Origin of the sequence: Clostridium sp. 1001283B150225_161107_B6, from assembly GCF_015556325.1 — a bacterium.
GTDB lineage: Bacteria > Bacillota > Clostridia > Lachnospirales > Lachnospiraceae > Enterocloster.
In genome coordinates this window covers 246,728-263,163 of sequence record NZ_JADNMD010000008.1, presented here as the reverse complement: position 1 = coordinate 263,163, position 16,436 = coordinate 246,728, and the positions used below count along the sequence as shown (strand labels likewise).

General features: G+C 50.9%; 15 protein-coding genes and 2 tRNA genes. 15 read left to right on the top strand and 2 right to left on the bottom strand.

What is annotated here, in order from left to right; genetic code table 11:
• Positions 1–224: 224 nt before the first annotated feature.
• On the bottom strand, positions 225–533 hold the full coding sequence (locus I2H39_RS28895) for a hypothetical protein (protein ID WP_178332166.1): 309 nt from the start codon (positions 531–533) through the stop codon (positions 225–227).
• Positions 534–621: 88 nt separating this feature from the next.
• Here I2H39_RS28895 and I2H39_RS18930 point away from each other — a divergent pair, with 88 nt between their 5' ends.
• The 13 genes from I2H39_RS18930 to I2H39_RS18870 all read left to right on the top strand — a co-directional run bounded on the left by I2H39_RS18930 (position 622) and on the right by I2H39_RS18870 (position 11,679).
• The gene (locus I2H39_RS18930; RefSeq protein ID WP_243277691.1) at positions 622–939 is read left to right on the top strand and encodes a rhodanese-like domain-containing protein; all 318 of its coding nucleotides are present in this window, start codon (positions 622–624) and stop codon (positions 937–939) included.
• A gap of 35 nt (positions 940–974) precedes the next feature.
• A complete protein-coding gene (gene yfcE, locus I2H39_RS18925; protein ID WP_138309706.1) occupies positions 975–1,532 on the top strand; it encodes a phosphodiesterase in 558 nt (185 codons plus the stop codon).
• Between the two features lie 30 nt (positions 1,533–1,562).
• Complete coding sequence (locus I2H39_RS18920) at positions 1,563–2,726, top strand: class I SAM-dependent RNA methyltransferase (RefSeq protein WP_195627287.1); 1,164 nt, start codon at positions 1,563–1,565, stop codon at positions 2,724–2,726.
• 11 nt (positions 2,727–2,737) lie between these two features.
• The gene (locus I2H39_RS18915) at positions 2,738–4,288 is read left to right on the top strand and encodes a lectin like domain-containing protein (RefSeq protein WP_195627286.1); all 1,551 of its coding nucleotides are present in this window, start codon (positions 2,738–2,740) and stop codon (positions 4,286–4,288) included.
• A gap of 62 nt (positions 4,289–4,350) precedes the next feature.
• Positions 4,351–4,950, top strand: coding sequence for an RdgB/HAM1 family non-canonical purine NTP pyrophosphatase (gene rdgB, locus I2H39_RS18910; RefSeq protein WP_138309703.1), 600 nt, complete (start codon positions 4,351–4,353; stop codon positions 4,948–4,950).
• A gap of 19 nt (positions 4,951–4,969) precedes the next feature.
• Positions 4,970–5,470, top strand: coding sequence for a YfcE family phosphodiesterase (locus I2H39_RS18905; RefSeq protein ID WP_138309702.1), 501 nt, complete (start codon positions 4,970–4,972; stop codon positions 5,468–5,470).
• A gap of 89 nt (positions 5,471–5,559) precedes the next feature.
• Positions 5,560–5,634: transfer RNA gene (locus I2H39_RS18900), tRNA-Pro, on the top strand.
• A 23-nt stretch (positions 5,635–5,657) separates the two neighbouring features.
• Positions 5,658–5,728, top strand: a tRNA-Gly gene (locus tag I2H39_RS18895).
• 271 nt (positions 5,729–5,999) lie between these two features.
• The gene (locus tag I2H39_RS18890; protein ID WP_138309701.1) at positions 6,000–7,889 is read left to right on the top strand and encodes a PRD domain-containing protein; all 1,890 of its coding nucleotides are present in this window, start codon (positions 6,000–6,002) and stop codon (positions 7,887–7,889) included.
• A 1-nt stretch (position 7,890) separates the two neighbouring features.
• The gene (locus I2H39_RS18885; protein WP_138309700.1) at positions 7,891–8,295 is read left to right on the top strand and encodes a PTS mannose transporter subunit IIAB; all 405 of its coding nucleotides are present in this window, start codon (positions 7,891–7,893) and stop codon (positions 8,293–8,295) included.
• 26 nt (positions 8,296–8,321) lie between these two features.
• On the top strand, positions 8,322–8,798 hold the full coding sequence (locus I2H39_RS18880; protein ID WP_138309699.1) for a PTS sugar transporter subunit IIB: 477 nt from the start codon (positions 8,322–8,324) through the stop codon (positions 8,796–8,798).
• A 37-nt stretch (positions 8,799–8,835) separates the two neighbouring features.
• The gene (locus I2H39_RS18875; protein ID WP_138309698.1) at positions 8,836–10,443 is read left to right on the top strand and encodes a PTS system mannose/fructose/sorbose family transporter subunit IID; all 1,608 of its coding nucleotides are present in this window, start codon (positions 8,836–8,838) and stop codon (positions 10,441–10,443) included.
• 15 nt (positions 10,444–10,458) lie between these two features.
• Positions 10,459–11,679 (top strand): Xaa-Pro peptidase family protein, encoded by a 1,221-nt coding sequence (locus tag I2H39_RS18870; RefSeq protein WP_138309697.1) that lies wholly within the window; start codon positions 10,459–10,461, stop codon positions 11,677–11,679.
• A 185-nt stretch (positions 11,680–11,864) separates the two neighbouring features.
• Here the strand turns inward: I2H39_RS18870 and I2H39_RS18865 are convergent, their stop codons facing one another.
• Entirely contained in the window at positions 11,865–13,718 is a 1,854-nt protein-coding gene (locus tag I2H39_RS18865) for a sigma-54-dependent Fis family transcriptional regulator (RefSeq protein WP_138309696.1), read from the bottom strand.
• A 164-nt stretch (positions 13,719–13,882) separates the two neighbouring features.
• Here I2H39_RS18865 and I2H39_RS18860 point away from each other — a divergent pair, with 164 nt between their 5' ends.
• Together I2H39_RS18860 and larA are read left to right on the top strand one after the other, a co-directional pair.
• Positions 13,883–15,112, top strand: a complete 1,230-nt coding sequence (locus tag I2H39_RS18860; RefSeq protein ID WP_138309695.1) for a four-carbon acid sugar kinase family protein — start codon at positions 13,883–13,885, stop codon at positions 15,110–15,112.
• A gap of 3 nt (positions 15,113–15,115) precedes the next feature.
• Entirely contained in the window at positions 15,116–16,393 is a 1,278-nt protein-coding gene (gene larA / locus I2H39_RS18855; RefSeq protein ID WP_195627285.1) for a nickel-dependent lactate racemase, read from the top strand.
• Positions 16,394–16,436: the final 43 nt, after the last annotated feature.

The window sequence follows — 16,436 nt, the reverse complement described above, 5'->3', positions numbered from 1 at the left end:
CATAAATAGAGTGCTAAGTCATAGGTTCTAACCCATGGCTTAGCACCATTTTTTTAGTTCAACTCCGAAAGACAGGTTTTATGGAAAAAAGCAACCTTTTTTTATTTTATCGTATAAAAGTGGTGCAATTCTGCCATACTATTGCTGTAACTAAATAAGAATGTTTTTAGGAGGTATTGAAGATGTCCAATAAGAATAACTTCAACAACGACATGGAAAACAGCTCAAGAAACTGCAGCCAGCAGAATAACAGCCAGAACAGCTCTCAGAACAATTCCCAGAACAATTCCCAGAACAGTTCCAGGAACAGTTCTCAGAACAGTTCTCAGAACAATTCTCAGAACAGCTCTCAGAACAGCTCCAGAAACAGTTCTCAGAACAGCTCTCAGAACAGCAGCCGCAACAGCAGCCAGAACAACAACTATTAATATCGAAAAAGCTGCAGCGTACTGAGTACAGATGATGGAAGGGGCCTGCTTCGCATGATGCGGAGTGGGCTTTTTCTTGTCCTCACCCCATGGAAATGCCTGCATATATTGGTAGTAGGACACGAATGACAGGTTTCGGCCCGGACAGAACGTGACAGAAAGGGAAGGTGAGTGGGAAATGACGACATTTCCAATGATATCATACAGACAGTTTGATGAATGGCTGGAGCAGGGGAAGATTGCCCAGTTAGTGGACCTGAGGGAGCCCTGGATGTTTGAACAGGACAGGATATGGGGAAGCGTGAACATTCCCTATGATGAGCTTCAGGACCTGATGGGGGAAATCCGCAGGGATGGAACCATTGTATTTTACTGTGACAGGGGGGCCAAGAGCATGGTGGTCTGCCGGGACCTGTGGAGGATGGGTTATCATGCCGTGGACCTGGCGGGCGGAATGTTGAATTACAGGGGGAAATACATTGACAGAAGGCCGCTTTCGGCTTTAGAATAGAAACGTGATTATTCTATTTTAGAGGAGACAGACCCATGAAGATAATGTTTGCATCTGATATACATGGTTCTGCATATTATTGCAGGAAGATGCTGGATATATACAGTCAATCAGGAGCTGGACGGCTTGTAATTCTGGGAGACATCCTGTATCACGGTCCCCGCAATGACCTGCCCAGGGAGTATGCGCCCAAGGAAGTGATTGCTATGCTGAATCCCCTTAAAAACCAGATTTATGCAATCAGGGGAAACTGCGACACAGAGGTGGACCAGATGGTTCTGGAGTTCCCCATACTGGCTGACTACGGTCTTCTGGTATTTGACGGAAGGGCTTTCTATGTCACCCACGGACATGTATACAATCAGGACCGCCTTCCGCCATTGCAGGACGGTGACATCCTGGTCCACGGACATACCCATCTGCTGAAGGCCGAGATGATGGAGGCGGAGGGATGCGGGCGCATTGCTGTGTTAAATCCAGGTTCTGTGTCCATTCCAAAGGGAGGTAATCCCAACACCTATGCCATGCTGGAGGATGGCGTATTTTCTATACGGACTCTGGAGGGTGAACTGGTTAAGGAACTGAAGCTGTAAAAAAGAGAGGCTGATTGAGAGGAAAATTCATTGAAAACATTCGAATTGATTGCCCCCTGCCATTTTGGGCTGGAGGCAGTACTTAAGAAAGAAATATTGGACCTGGGATATGAGATATCCCTGGTGGAGGACGGCCGCGTTACGTTTATAGGAGATGACGAGGCTATTTGCCGTGCCAATGTGTTCCTCCGCACGGCAGAGAGAGTGCTTCTCAAGGCGGGAAGCTTTAAGGCGGAAACCTTTGAGGAGCTGTTTCAGGGCACCAGGGATATTCCGTGGGAGGACTTCATACCGGAAGACGGGAAGTTCTGGGTTGCAAAGGCGTCCTCCATCAAGAGCAAGCTGTTCAGCCCGTCGGATATACAGTCCATTATGAAAAAGGCCATGGTGGAACGGCTGAAAAACCGTTATGGGGTTACCTGGTTCCCTGAAAACGGAGCCAGCTATCCGCTGAGGGTGTTCCTTTACAAGGATGTGGTGACAGTCGGCATTGATACCAGCGGAGAATCACTGCACAAGCGCGGGTACAGGACACTGACCAGCAAAGCCCCCATTACGGAGACCCTGGCGGCTGCCCTGATTCTCCTTACACCCTGGAACCGGGACAGAATCCTGGTGGACCCCTTCTGCGGAAGCGGTACTTTTCCCATTGAGGCGGCCATGATGGCGGCCAATATGGCGCCGGGCATGAACCGTTCTTTTCTGGCTGAGGAGTGGAAGAATGTTATCAAGCGCAAGTGTTGGTACGAGGCCATGGACGAGGCCAATGACCTGGTGGACGGGGATGTTCAGGCGGACATCCAGGGATATGACGTGGACGGCGACATTATAAAGGCCGCCAGGTCCAATGCCCAGTCAGCCGGGGTGGACCACATGATTCACTTCCAGCAGCGCCCGGTCAGCGCGCTGAGCCATCCTAAGAAGTACGGCTTTATCATTTCCAATCCGCCCTACGGCGAGAGGATTGAGGAAAAGGCGAACCTTCCCGCACTATACCGGGAGATAGGGGAGCGCTTTGAAGCCCTGGACGCCTGGTCCATGTATCTCATTACTTCCTATGAAGACGCACAGAAGTATATTGGACGGAAGGCGGACAAAAACAGGAAGATATACAACGGCATGCTGAAAACCTATTTTTATCAGTTCATGGGGCCAAAGCCGCCCAGGCGCAGCCAGGAGAACGGTACAAATTGAGAGGGCTGCCAATGGTTGTTGCAACAGATATAATACGGAATGGAATAAGAAAAAGGGCAGCCGTCCTGTTTCTGGCTGTTATGGCGGCGCTGGGGACGGCCGGATGCGGCCATACGGTGAATCCGGCTGAGACACAGAACATGGAGGGACTTAAAAACCCTGATAGGCCCCAGGACCCTGGCGGGGTGCAGAATCCCGGCGGGGCCCAGGACCCTGACGGAATCCGGCCCCCCTCCGGGACAGGCGGTTTTGAAGCAGGCCCACGGGAAACAGATACTGGTACCAATGCCCCGGGACAGGGCGGCGCAACGGCACCAGGCAGCGGTACGGGCAGCCAATACCGGTGGGACAGACGGGATATGGTAAATGTGAAGCTTCCTTCGGCCTATGACTACCGGAAGACAGGAAGGGCGCCCCAGATTGGAAACCAGGGGTCCCTGGGAACCTGCTGGGCATTTGCTTCCCTGACAGCCCTGGAGTCCTCCCTGCTTCCGGGAAAACCCATGACCTTTGCAGTGGACCATATGTCCATGCACAACAGTTTTCTTCTGGGACAGGACGAGGGCGGTGAGTACACCATGTCCATGGCCTATCTGCTGGCCTGGCAGGGCCCTGTGCTGGAATCCCAGGACCCATATGGGGACGGAGTTTCGCCGGACGGTCTTACGCCCAGTGTCCATGTACAGGAGATTCAGGTCCTGCCTTCCAAAGATTACGAGGCCATTAAACGGGCTGTGTACCTGAGAGGGGGAGTCCAGAGTTCTCTGTATACATCCATGAGGGATTATCAGAGCCAGTCCGTGTACTATAACAGGGAAACCAATTCCTATTGTTACATTGGAAGCGAGAAGCCGAACCACGATTCTGTCATTGTGGGATGGGACGACGATTATTCCAGGGAGAATTTTAATATGGACCTGGCCGGGGACGGCGCCTTTATCTGCACCAACAGCTGGGGAGAGGATTTCGGGGACCAGGGATACTTTTATGTATCCTACTTTGACAGCAATATCGGTGTCCATAATATTGTATACACAGGCGTGGAGCCGGTGGACAATTATGACCGCATCTATCAGAGCGATTTGTGCGGATGGGTGGGACAGATTGGCTACGGACAGGATGAAGCCTGGTTTGCCAATGCATACAGGGCCGGCATGGGAGAAAACCTGGCCGCCGCAGGCTTCTATGCAACGGACAGGAATACGGAGTACGAGTTGTATGTGGCCCGTAACCTGCCGGATGCAGGAGCCGGGGAAATGGAGGACGCCCTGGGTAAGCGGATTTTCCTGGCAAAGGGCAGACTGGACAATGCAGGTTATTATACGATTCCATTGGATAAAAAAATCCCCTTGGAGGACAACGAAAAATTTGCTATAATAGTTAAAATAATAACGCCGGGAACCGTACATCCGGTGGCCATTGAATACGATGCCGGGGACGGCATTGCCCAGGTGGACCTGAGGGACGGCGAAGGGTATCTGAGCCATGACGGAAAGGTGTGGGAACATGTGGAGGAAACACAGTCCTGCAACCTGTGCCTGAAGGCATATACAAAGGAATAACAAAGAAATAACTGAGAATAACAAAGGAATAATACAGGAACAGAAGGCAGAGGGCTTTGGACATGGGACACAGAATCATATTTGCAACGGGTAATGAAGGGAAGATGCGGGAAATCCGCCTTATACTGGCTGATTTGGGGCTTCCCATACTTTCCATGAAGGAAGCGGGCGCTGAACCGGAAATCGTGGAGGATGGAGCCACGTTTGGGGAAAATGCCGAGATTAAGGCAAGGGCTGTGTGGAATCTGACCGGAGATATTGTACTGGCGGATGACTCCGGACTGGTGGTGGATTATATCGGCGGGGAGCCCGGTATCTATTCCGCCCGTTATCTGGGTGAGGATACGCCCTATGAGGTTAAGAACCGCAGTATCATAGAGCGCCTTAAGGATGCAGAGGGCCGGGAGCGCAGCGCCCGGTTTGTGTGCAACATTGCAGCCATGCTGCCGGACGGCCGGGTGCTCCACACAGAGGCTGTGATGGAGGGGCTTATTGCCGGGGAGCCGGCCGGAAACGGAGGCTTTGGGTATGACCCAATCCTCTATCTGCCTGAGTTCGGCAGGACATCCGCTGAAATCACCATGGAGCAGAAGAATGAAATCAGCCACAGGGGGAAGGCATTGAGGGCGATGAAGAAAGCCCTGGAAGATGTGCTTAAGTAAGAGATGGAGAGGACGAAGGATGAGGATATTAATTGTCAGTGACACCCACAGAAGGGATGAAAATCTAAAAGAGGTAATCCGGCGTACAGGACCCCTTGATATGCTGATTCATTTGGGAGACGCAGAGGGAAGTGAACACGCCATTGCCACCTGGGTCAATGAGGGCTGCGATTTAGAGATAATTTTGGGAAACAATGACTTTTTCTCATGTCTGGACAAAGAGAAGGAGCTGATGATTGGAACGTATAAGACCCTGCTGACCCATGGTCATTACTATAATGTATCGGTGGGGGCTGAGTACCTGAAACAGGAGGCCAGGGCCAGGGGCTTTGACATTGTCATGTTCGGGCACACCCACAGGCCTTTTTACGAGGTGGAGAAAAAGGAAGGGGATAAGGATTTGATTGTTCTGAATCCGGGAAGCCTGTCCTATCCGCGCCAGGACGGGCATAAACCCTCTTTTATGCTCATGGAAATCGACAAAGAGGGAGAGGCCCATTTTTCGCTGAATTTTCTGTAGGATTTTTGTTGACATTTGTGAAGGCATAGTATATAATAATCCTTGCGTCGTAAGACGGGATTGGATGACAGGTTATATTATGCCGGCGCCGGGGTGTGGCTCAGCTTGGCTAGAGCGCCTGGTTTGGGACCAGGAGGTCGCAGGTTCGAATCCTGTCACCCCGATTACAATTAAATATATTCATTATGCAGGTGTAGTTCAATGGTAGAACACTAGCCTTCCAAGCTAGATACGTGGGTTCGATTCCCATCACCTGCTCTATTTTTTTGTCAGGGAAGCCTTTTGCAGCAGGGCTTCCTTTTTTTGTGCGTCATAACAGGGCTTATTTCCCCCACCTTATATTGCAGAGGCTGTCATGATACAATAGGCAGATATTCACCGGAGCAGGACATATTTGTACAGCAGTATGTACAGTTTTGTCCACATGGCTCCGGACAAATTAAGGAAACCGCAAAACTAACAATCTTCAGGTGCTCTTGCTATAATCAAGTTATCAAAAGGCACCTGGGAGGTATGGAGAGGATAAGACGTGAATTCAAGACAGATTGCATTCCTGAGACTTTTACTGGAACAAGAAGAGTATCTGCCTGTGAGCTGTTATGCAGGAAAGATGGATGTATCGGACAAGACGCTGCGCAGGATGATACCCGGAGTCAATGAGATTCTGGAGTCCTATGGGGGCGCGGTTGAGAGCCGGCCCGGAACCGGAATCAAGCTTGAAATCAGCGGGGAGGAGCGGGAACGGCTGATGAATTCAGCCTACATGATGGAGCTTATGGACTCCAGCACATTATCCAGGTCCTGGAACCAATTGTCCAGAAGAATGGATATAGCCCTGAACCTGCTGCTTTATTCGGATGAGACTACATCGCTGTCCGGCCTTGCCTACAAATATTATGTGAGCAAGAGCAGCATAGCCGGGGACCTGAAAGCCCTGGCGCCTTTTGCCAGAAAGCATGAATTGAACATCAGCCAGGGACACGGGGGGACGTCGGTGGAGGGAACAGAGAGCTGTTTAAGGAAGGCTCTGGCGGAACTGCTGCTGTATATCCTGAATAACAACATGAATGCCAATACCGGAGGAAATCCGTCTGCAGCAGGTATGTTTGAGTCGGATACCCTGATGACCATCCTGGATATCTTCACGGAGGAGGACCTGAATTTTGTGGAAGGGCGCATAAGGCACATTGAGGCGTCCGCCGGATACCGGTTTGATGAGCGGGAGTACATGCAATTTTCCGTGAGTCTGCTGGTAATGATTGACAGGGTGCGGAATGGATTTTTCATGGAGCCGGTCCTTAAAAGCAATTACCGGAAACAGGAAAGGGACCCCTTAGATGCCATTGCATTTGAACTGGCATCACGGATGAGCGGCGCTTACCGCTACACGCTGTCGGTATCGGAAACAGCACATATTTATAACATTCTGTCCTCCACCCATCTGGGGAATTTCCTGATGCACAGGGAGCTGCCGGAGGAGGAGTCCAGGAAGACGGCCGTGGCCTTCGGAGAGGATTTTATCGATGCATTTTCCGTGATTACAGGAATCAACCTGAGGACGAAATCAACATTTTACGTAAATGTGGTGTCCCATATCACGCTGATGCTGAACCGGGCAGCCGCCAGTACGCCGGCCCGGAATCCCATTATAGATATACTGCTGGATAATTATAAGGGAACCATCAACGTATGCCAGATAATATGCAGGATACTGACGGAGAAGTTCAGGCTGCCGGAGATAAGCTTTGATGAGATCTGCTACCTGATGCTGTACATACAGGGGGAGCTGCTGGCGGATGAGGAAAAAATGAATGTGATTCTGGTTTCCAATATGTCCAACAGCATCACAAATATACTGAAGCATAAATTGTCCCAGAACTATCCCCAATGGACCGTGCTGAGCTGTGATTACAACCGGTTCCTGGAAACGTCTCAAAAGCAGTATGATTTGATTTTGTCCACCGTGCCCCTGGGGAGCAGGGAACATGTGATACCCTATGTCCTGGTTTCGCCGCTGCTGGATGAGAAGGACTGTGCTGCTGTCAACAATCTGCTGAAATCAAGACGCCACAGGGAGGATTTCTATCTGAGGGAGCTTATCAGGACCAGGAATGACCTGAATGATATCGGATGCGCCATAGAAGTGAGAAAACGGAAGGCAACTGAGATTCCGGCGGCAGGGTTCCTGAAGGTCGCGGCATTAAAGGATGTGGAGTTTGTCTATATCCACAATGAGGCGGGCATTAACAAGTGCGAGTTTGTAACGGATTTATTACGGAAAAAATTGGATAAAGTGATTATGAATATGTCCAATTGGGATTTCATGCTTTTTGCGTCTAAAATGGTCTATCTTATGGACAATTGTCCGGATTGGGCCATGACGGAATTCATACAGAATATCATTACGGAGGGGAGATAATATGTATAAAATCATTGTTTTCACACACGGCTCGCTGGCCGAATGTCTGGTAAGGACATCCCGGCTCATCCTGGGCAACCAGCCAGACATAGAGACTTACTGTGTGGAGCCGGGGTGTAATCTGGAGGAGATGAGGGACGGCGTGGAACAATCCATCCGGCGCTCCAACGCCTCAGGGCAGGAAGTCCTGGTACTTACGGACCTGATGTACGGAACACCATTTAACACTATGATTCAGCTGGAGGAGGAATGTTCCTTTACCCACATTACGGGCACCAATCTCCCTTTGCTGATAGAGGCCATTAACCGCCGTCTTCTGAATGGTGACAGCAGTGATTTCCGGGGACTGGTGGAGACAGCCAAGGAAGGTATCGTGGACAGCCATGTCCTGCTGCAGCTGGGCTGAAGCATAAAGGAAAGGAGCAAAAACATATGAAGAACATTGTTTTGACAAGGATTGACGACAGGCTGATTCACGGACAGGTGGTGACGGCCTGGATAAAGCAGTATCCAATCAATAAGATATTGATTATTGATGACGAGCTTTCACAGAACCGGCTGATGGAGCGCATCTATAAGGCCGCTGCGCCCATGGGGGTGGAGGTGCTGATACAGTCGGTATCCGATGCCCAGGGGTTCCTGAAGGAGGAGCCTGTACGGGGAGAGAATTTCCTGATTCTTGTGAAGGTTCCGGAAATCATAGAATCGCTTCTCAAAGAGGGGATTGAAATAAAGAAGGTGATTCTGGGCGGCATGGGGGCCAAGAACGGCCGCAAGACCTTTAACAGGAATGTGTCGGCAAGCGGAGAGGAAGTGGAATGCTTTAAGCGGATTGTGGAAGGGGGCGTCGAAATCTTTTATCAACTGGTTCCAAATGATAAGGCCGTTAACATCAGAAGCCTGTTTTAGTAAAGCAGGGCAGAATTTGATTTGGAGGAGGTAGCGTATGAGCATCTTAACAGCCACATTATTGTCATTGTTATACTTTTGGGGAAATAGTGCATTTGTTCTGGGCGTAAACTGGTGGACCGTCATGAGGCCCCTGGTTTCCGGCTTCCTGGCCGGCGTTATCCTGGGGGACCCTGTAAAGGGAGCCATGGTTGGGGCCCAGATTAACATCCTGTATCTGGGATTCATCGGGGCCGGCGGAGCCCTTCCCGGGGATATCTGCCTGGCCGGCGTGGTGGGCACCACCATTGCCATTACAGGCAATCTTCCAGTGGAGACAGCCATGGCCCTGGCAGTTCCTGTGGGACTTCTGGGAACCATCATATGGGTGGTGAAAATGACGGTGAATACGGCATGGGTCCGGATTGCAGAAAAAATGTCGGCAAAGGGGGACACCAGGTATTACTGGATACCGAATATTGTGCTGCCGCAGCTGCTGCTGTTTCTGATGTCCTTTATACCCTGTTTCCTGATGGTGTATTTTGGGACGGATTATCTCAAGTCAGCTATCCAGTTTTTAGGGGAAAATATAGTGGGCGTCCTTACCACCATCGGCGGTATGCTTCCGGCAGTCGGTATTGCCCTGACGCTGAAATCCATCTTTAAGGGCGAGTCCGTGGTGTTCTTTTTCTTCGGTTTCCTTTTGGTTCAGTATTTTGGCCTGGATATGATATCCCTGGGATTTTCAGCCGTTGTATTCACCCTGATTTATATGCAGTTAAAAGGCCATAAGCTGAGCTCCGTGGGTGGCAGCCTGTTTGGGGCAGAGGGAAATAACGAGAACAAGTATGTACTTCTGGACAAGAAGACAATCCGGAAATCCTGGCTCAGATGGATTATGTTCAACCAGGCCAACTACAATTATGAGAGAATGCAGGGAACCGGTTTCTGCCACGCCATGGTGCCTGTAATCAATAAGCTGTACCCGGATAACGCAGGAAAACGTGCGGAACTGATGCAGAACCATATGCAGTTCTTTAACACAGAGCCCCAGTGGGGAGCCTGTATCATCGGCCTTACGGCTGCCCTGGAGGAGAAGAGGGCCCAGGGGTCGGAGGAGATAACCGGGGATACCATCACATCCATTAAATCCGGCCTTATGGGACCTCTGGCAGGTATCGGTGATACCATTGACGGAGGCGTGGTGACGCCGCTGCTCCTTACATTATTCATCGGCATCACCAATACGGGCAACATCATGGGCGTTATTGGCTACATTATAGTGGAAGCCCTGTTTATGTGGACCATTTACTGGCAGTCCTATAAGCTGGGATATGAAAAGGGCAGCGACGCCATTGTGACCATCATGGAAAGCGGCCTGATTAACCAGCTGATACTGGGGGCATCCATCATGGGATGTCTGGTGCTCGGCGGCCTGGTGGGCAATTATGTGACCCTGGGCTTAAAGCTCCTGGTCCCTGTGGGCGGAGGCGTTATGTTCAATATCCAGGAACAGTTATTTGACGTGATTCTTCCCGGAGCACTGCCTCTTCTTCTGACTCTTGGCACATATAAACTGGTAAAGAAGGGATGGTCGTCCGTCAACATCATCATCCTGGTTGCGGTGGTCGGCCTGATAGGCGGACTTCTGGGAATTTTTGCATAATCATTAGGAGGAAATATGACACAGGAATACAAATCTTTTTCGCCGGAAGAATTCCGGCTCCACAATGAGAAGCTTCAGGCTGAGATGGAAAGGCAGAACATAGACATGCTGCTGCTTTCCACTCCGGAAAATATCTATTATTCCACAGGTTACCGTTCCTGGTATACATCCAGTCTTTTCAGGCCGGTATATGTGCTGGTGCCCAGGAAGGGGGACCCGGCCATTATCCTGAGAATACTGGAGAAGACCACGGTGCAGTACACCAGCTGGACCAGCCGCATCTACTGCTGGGGAACCGCCAGCAGGAACCTGGGGCCCCTGGAGGGAGAGGAGCCGGTAAGCATCATTGACAGAATTATAAAGGAAATCCAGCCCCAAACAAAAACCATAGGACTGGAAGCAGGAGACGGCATGCAGTACTTCTGGTCCATGGACCTGCTGAAGAAAATCATTGAGTCCCAGCCGGGCATCTGCTTCACGGACGGTTCCCTGGCAATACAGAGGGCCAGGATGGTGAAAACGCCGTGGGAGATTGAGCGCATCCGCTATGTCTGCCAGGTGACGGAAAAGGCTATATTGGATACGGGAAAGACCATTGTGGCGGGAAAAACAACGGAGAAGGACATATCCAGGGGCATTGCCATGAGGATGGCGCAGGGCGGGGTGGATAAGATATCATATCTGACTGTGACCAGCGGTATTGACAAGTACTGCACCTTCAATACATATGCAACAGACCGCGTGGTGGAGAAAGGCGAATATGTCCTGGTGGATATCAGCGGCCATATAGACGGATATGCGTCCGACCTTACCAGAGTGTTCTATCTGGGAAACGTGCCCGGGGAGGAACGGGAGATGGCTGAGACAGCCAGCGGCTGCGTGGCCGCTGCCAAGGAAGCCATGAAGCCGGGGGTTTCAATTGCTGAAATCAACCGCATCTGCGAGGGATTCATCCGGGATTCCAAATTCGGCCAATTCCTGCTTCACTCCAGCGGTCACTGTATCGGCCTTAATGTGGTGGAATATCCAACCATACATGATGAGGCCGGTGAGGAACTGAAGCCGGGCATGGTGTTTGCCGTGGAAAACGGGGTCTATCCCTATGACCTGGAAAAGGGAGTGGAGTCCATCTACCTGTCCTTCCGGATGGAGGATGAGGTTCTGGTGACAGAGGACGGCGCAGAATGGATAACCGGCCCCGGAGCGCCTGTGATTGAAGTGGGGACAGAAGACTGACAGAAGGCAGGCAAGCAAAACACAGAACATGAAATTGAAACAACATACCCTGTAAACAACAGGACACCGGATGATTTCTATAATCTCCGGTGTCCTGTTGTGTTGGTCAATCCGGAATCTGCTTATTCCGGGGTGTTATTTGTTTTCCCTCATGACCCGGCAGGGGTTTCCGTACGCAATGGGTTCTACCGGTTCAGGTACCGCCACAGGGTAGTCCGGCTGATGCCCAGCTTTTTGGCCGCGGATGTCTGGTTGCCGCCGCAGGTCTTCAGCACATAGCGCACAATGTCCCGGTTCATACCGTCCAGTGACTGGCTGGTATCCAGGCAGAAGGAAGGGGGATGAGGGGCGGGCTGCATATCCTTTCCGGGGGCTGCCGTGTCCTCGCCGCGGCAGGCAAAGGATGACTGGGACGGGAAAGGGAATCCGGAGAACAGCACCTGTTCCCTCTGGATTACCTCCTGTATGGTTTTGGCGCAGATGTAGGGACCGTCTGTCCGTATGACGGCTTCCTTTAATATCCGTTTGAACTGGGTCCTGTTGTAGGGATACTCGTATTGCTCCAAAAGCGCGGCCGCCTCATCGTCGACCCCAACGACCTGGCGGCCCAGTTCCTGGTTCAGGGTGTTGATATAGAGTCCGGCAGATGAGATAATGTCCTCCTTTTGTTCACGCAGCGGTTTGATGGGAACCAGGATGCTTCCCAGGGCATTGGTGTATTCAAAGACAACGTGGGGGGTGGCGCTTCCGGCAGTCTGGGTGCAGGAAAAAATCAAATGATTGCGGACATGCATGTTGGTGTCCAGTATGATGGAGAGCAGCTGCTTCTGCTTGTGTTTCTGCAGTGCGTCCAGGTTGGAAATATAGATGGTATTTCCGTTGTCCGTAAAGGGCGAGTTATAGTGTTTTGTGATGAAGTCCCAGCTTTTATCACTGATAAGGGAGCAGTTGATGACGTAGAGCGGGTTATCGCACAGCGGGCTCTTTGCGTAGTAGATATGAGCCACCCGGTCTTTTCCTGTGCCGGTTTCCCCGGTTATCATAAGACTCAGGGTGGACGGTACAGCATCCTCGGTGTTGGTAAGGATTTCCCGTGCCAGCTCCGTATTGCTGTAAAAGCTGTCCATGAAGCTGTTTTGTGCAGCCTGCTTGTCCATGATGGTCACCCCGTATTTTGAGTAGGCCAGGGGAATCTCGGAGCGCATGATATGGAAAATAATGTAGGGGTTCAGCGCCTCATCCACCAGGTGGGAGGTGATGGAGTACATCTGGTTGTTTACTGTAATAAAGAAGGAGCGCTTCCGTCCGGTGCAGCATTGGTCCAATTCATTCTGAAGCTTTGCCTGTATGGGGACGGCGATTTCATCCTCCAGTGTGGTGTAAATGCATTCGCCTGTCTGGGACAGCACAAGGAAACGGTTGGCGCTGCTGTCCAGTAGCTGATGCATAAGGGACAGGGAATGATATAAATCCCTGTGGGTCTGCCATGTGTAGACAGCCTGGTCAACAGCTGCCTTCAGGCTTTCTATGCTGGAGGTGAGAAGGATGGGGGTAATTCCAATCAGTTTGGCGTAGTTGTAGGGCACTGTATCGCATATGACGGTCTTATAGCCCTGTTCCTTTAATTTGTCCAGCAGGGAGCTGGCCTCGGACGTGGTATTGATGGAAAATATGTCCGTAGGCATCTTCAGGACATTGCATATGCTTTTCGCAATGGTGGTCAGGGAACGGAATCCAAGGACTGCAAACTTTGTCTTCGTATTTTCTGCTGTTTTCAGGCAGAGAAGTACGTCGTAATAATCAATACCGATATCAATGACAGGAATGGGCACGCCCTTTGCGATACGGCTTGCGGTGTTGGCTCTTGAGATGATGATGTCGTAGTTCCTGTAATGTTCCTTTGCCAGATAAAGTCCTGTCTCCACATTGCCCAGCATGGCTGTCAGCTGGATATCATCCCTCTGGCTTCCGTACCGTTTCATTAATGTTACCAATCCCTTGTAGGGAGCAATTCCAAGTATCCTGACTTTTTCGCTCATTCTGCCTCCTTCTGAATATAAATTCTCTGAATGTTACAAATTTAAACATATTATACAACATTTTCCTTGAATTGAAAAGGCCCCCTGTATTACAATAAACTACGGAGCTGATAAAAGAAACTGATATGTTTCAAAAATGAACAGTAAAGGAAAGTTGGGGGCCAATGGAAGAGAGATATCTGATTATTGCGGATGATTTTACAGGGGCAAATGATACCGGAGTGCAGCTTAAGAGGAGGGGGTATCCGACGGAAGTCCTGTTTGCGGGAAAACCGGTGGATTCACAGAATTCCATTGTGATTGATACGGAGAGCAGGAATGCCTTGCCTGGCCACGCCTATGAAATTGTGCGTCATTCATTAGAACAGGTAGATTTCGGACAGTTCCGCTACATAATAAAAAAAGTGGATTCCACTATGAGGGGAAACATTTCACAGGAAATAAAAGCAGTGGATGATGCATTGCACCCGGAGCTGGTGGTGTTTGCTCCTGCACTTCCCGCCCTGGGAAGGACCACTATGGACGGTGTGCAGTGCTTAAGGGGCGTGGAAATCTGTAAGACAGAGTTGTCCAAGGACCCCAAAAATCCGGTGATGGAAGACAATCTGGTAAAGCTGCTGGAGCAGGTTTATGAGGAGCCGGTACAGTTAAAATATCTGCCGGATGTAAGAAGCCAATCGTTTTCCTTTGATGGAGGACGGGTTTTTGTATGTGACGCTGAGTCGGACGACGACCTGAAACGAATCATTGCAGCCGCCAGGCAGGACGGGCGGCGGACCCTGTACGTGGGGACCGCGGGCATGGCTGACAATCTGATGGAGCTGGAAAATCCCACCCTTCCGTCCTTCGGCGTGGTGGCCAGCATCAGTTCGGTGGCCAATGAACAGATGCATTACTGTGAAAGGGCCGGATACGCCATGGTCAAGGTGCCTGTGGCCCAAATCATGATGGGAACAGCCAGGGCCGGTGAATACCGGGACATGGCTGTGGAATATTTAAAGAGCGGAAGAGATACCATCCTTCTTACGGATACGGCTTATGACAGGGAATTAATTGAGCTTTCCCAGGAAGTGGGGGAGAAAAGCGGTATGGATTTGACTGAGGTGGGGGATTATGTGCGTTCCCTTATGGGCAGAATGGCCAAGGAAGTACTGGACGCTGCAGAGGTATCCGGCGTGTATCTTACCGGCGGGGACACTGCCCTGGGAATGCTGATGAACATCGGGGCAGACGGCGCGGAGATATTGGCTGAAATCCTGGTGGGCGTTCCTCTGGTGCGGGTGAAGGGCGGAGCGTATGAGGGGCTCAGACTGGTAACAAAGGCGGGAGCCTTCGGTACAGAGGATGCGGCTGCTTTTGCCATGAGAAAAATAAAAGAAAGAGGAGGAATATAACATATGAAAGAATTTTTACTGCCTTACGGAAAGGAAACAATGAAAGCGGAGATTGAGGACGCGCACCTGGCCGGTGTGCTTGTATCAGAGCTCCACGATTACAAGGCGCCCTTGGGGGGGAGCGAGCTGGTGCAGGAAGCTCTGGAGCATCCCATCGGCACTCCCAGGCTGTGCGATATGGCCATTGGCAAGAAGAAGGTGGTGGTCATTTCTTCCGACCACACAAGACCTGTGCCCAGCCATATCATTATGCCTCTCATCCTGAAGGAAATCCGCAGGGGGAACCCGGATGCTGAAATTACCATCCTTATCTCCACAGGGCTTCACAGGGAAACGACCAGGGAGGAGCTGGAATCAAAGTTCGGCCCTGAGATTACGGAACATGAAACCATTATTGTCCATGACTGCGATGATACGGACAACATGGTCTATCTGGGCAAGCTGCCCTCAGGCGGAAACATGTATATCAACAGGCTGGCGGTGGAGGCAGACCTGCTGGTTGCAGAGGGCTTCATTGAGCCCCATTTCTTTGCGGGATTTTCAGGCGGAAGAAAGAGCGTGCTTCCGGGCGTGGCAAGCCGTGAAACAGTTATGTACAACCATAACTCGGCTTTTATTGATGATTTGCACTCCAGGACCGGCATCATTGAGGGCAACCCCATTCACAACGACATGCTGTACGCAGCCAGGGTGGCAGGGCTGGACTTTATCGTCAATGTGGTGATAGATTCTGCCCATGACCCGATTTTTGCAGTGGCAGGCGACTGTGACCTGGCCCACCGCAGGGGCAGGGAATTCCTGGCTTCCAAGTGCCAGGTGGATGCGGTTCCGGCGGATATTGTCATTTCCACAAACGGCGGCTATCCTTTGGACCAGAACATTTACCAGTCCGTAAAGGGCATGACGGCGGCAGAGGTGACGGTAAAGGAAGGCGGCGTTATCATCATGCTTTCCAAGGCGGCTGACGGCCACGGCGGCAAGTATTTCCATGAAACCTTCCGGGACGAAAAGGACCTGAACCGCATGATGAAAACCTTCATGGACAGAAAACCGGAGGAAACCATCATAGACCAGTGGCAGTCACAGATTTTTGCCAGGGTTATGTTGAAGGCCAGGATTGTATTCGTGTCTTCCTGCGACGACCAGCTGGTGGAGGAGCTTCACATGATTCCGGCCCACAGCATGGAGGAGGCCCTTGAAAAGGCAAAGGCAATGGTGAATAAGGAGGATTACAAGGTAACTGTAATTCCGGACGGCGTGTCCGTTATCGTAAGAGAGTAATCTGTTGCTGCAAAAGAATGGATTGTCATCAAAAAAGAATAAA

What these genes read in the sequence shown, in the direction of transcription:
- I2H39_RS28895 (WP_178332166.1), bottom strand. Translation starts at nt 533, where the DNA reads ATGCAGGCATTTCCATGGGGTGAGGACAAGAAAAAGCCCACTCCGCAT.
- I2H39_RS18930 (WP_243277691.1), top strand. Translation starts at nt 622, where the DNA reads ATGATATCATACAGACAGTTTGATGAATGGCTGGAGCAGGGGAAGATT.
- yfcE (WP_138309706.1), top strand. Translation starts at nt 975, where the DNA reads ATGAAGATAATGTTTGCATCTGATATACATGGTTCTGCATATTATTGC.
- I2H39_RS18915 (WP_195627286.1), top strand. Translation starts at nt 2,738, where the DNA reads ATGGTTGTTGCAACAGATATAATACGGAATGGAATAAGAAAAAGGGCA.
- rdgB (WP_138309703.1), top strand. Translation starts at nt 4,351, where the DNA reads ATGGGACACAGAATCATATTTGCAACGGGTAATGAAGGGAAGATGCGG.
- I2H39_RS18905 (WP_138309702.1), top strand. Translation starts at nt 4,970, where the DNA reads ATGAGGATATTAATTGTCAGTGACACCCACAGAAGGGATGAAAATCTA.
- I2H39_RS18885 (WP_138309700.1), top strand. Translation starts at nt 7,891, where the DNA reads ATGTATAAAATCATTGTTTTCACACACGGCTCGCTGGCCGAATGTCTG.
- I2H39_RS18880 (WP_138309699.1), top strand. Translation starts at nt 8,322, where the DNA reads ATGAAGAACATTGTTTTGACAAGGATTGACGACAGGCTGATTCACGGA.
- I2H39_RS18875 (WP_138309698.1), top strand. Translation starts at nt 8,836, where the DNA reads ATGAGCATCTTAACAGCCACATTATTGTCATTGTTATACTTTTGGGGA.
- I2H39_RS18870 (WP_138309697.1), top strand. Translation starts at nt 10,459, where the DNA reads ATGACACAGGAATACAAATCTTTTTCGCCGGAAGAATTCCGGCTCCAC.
- I2H39_RS18865 (WP_138309696.1), bottom strand. Translation starts at nt 13,718, where the DNA reads ATGAGCGAAAAAGTCAGGATACTTGGAATTGCTCCCTACAAGGGATTG.
- I2H39_RS18860 (WP_138309695.1), top strand. Translation starts at nt 13,883, where the DNA reads ATGGAAGAGAGATATCTGATTATTGCGGATGATTTTACAGGGGCAAAT.
- larA (WP_195627285.1), top strand. Translation starts at nt 15,116, where the DNA reads ATGAAAGAATTTTTACTGCCTTACGGAAAGGAAACAATGAAAGCGGAG.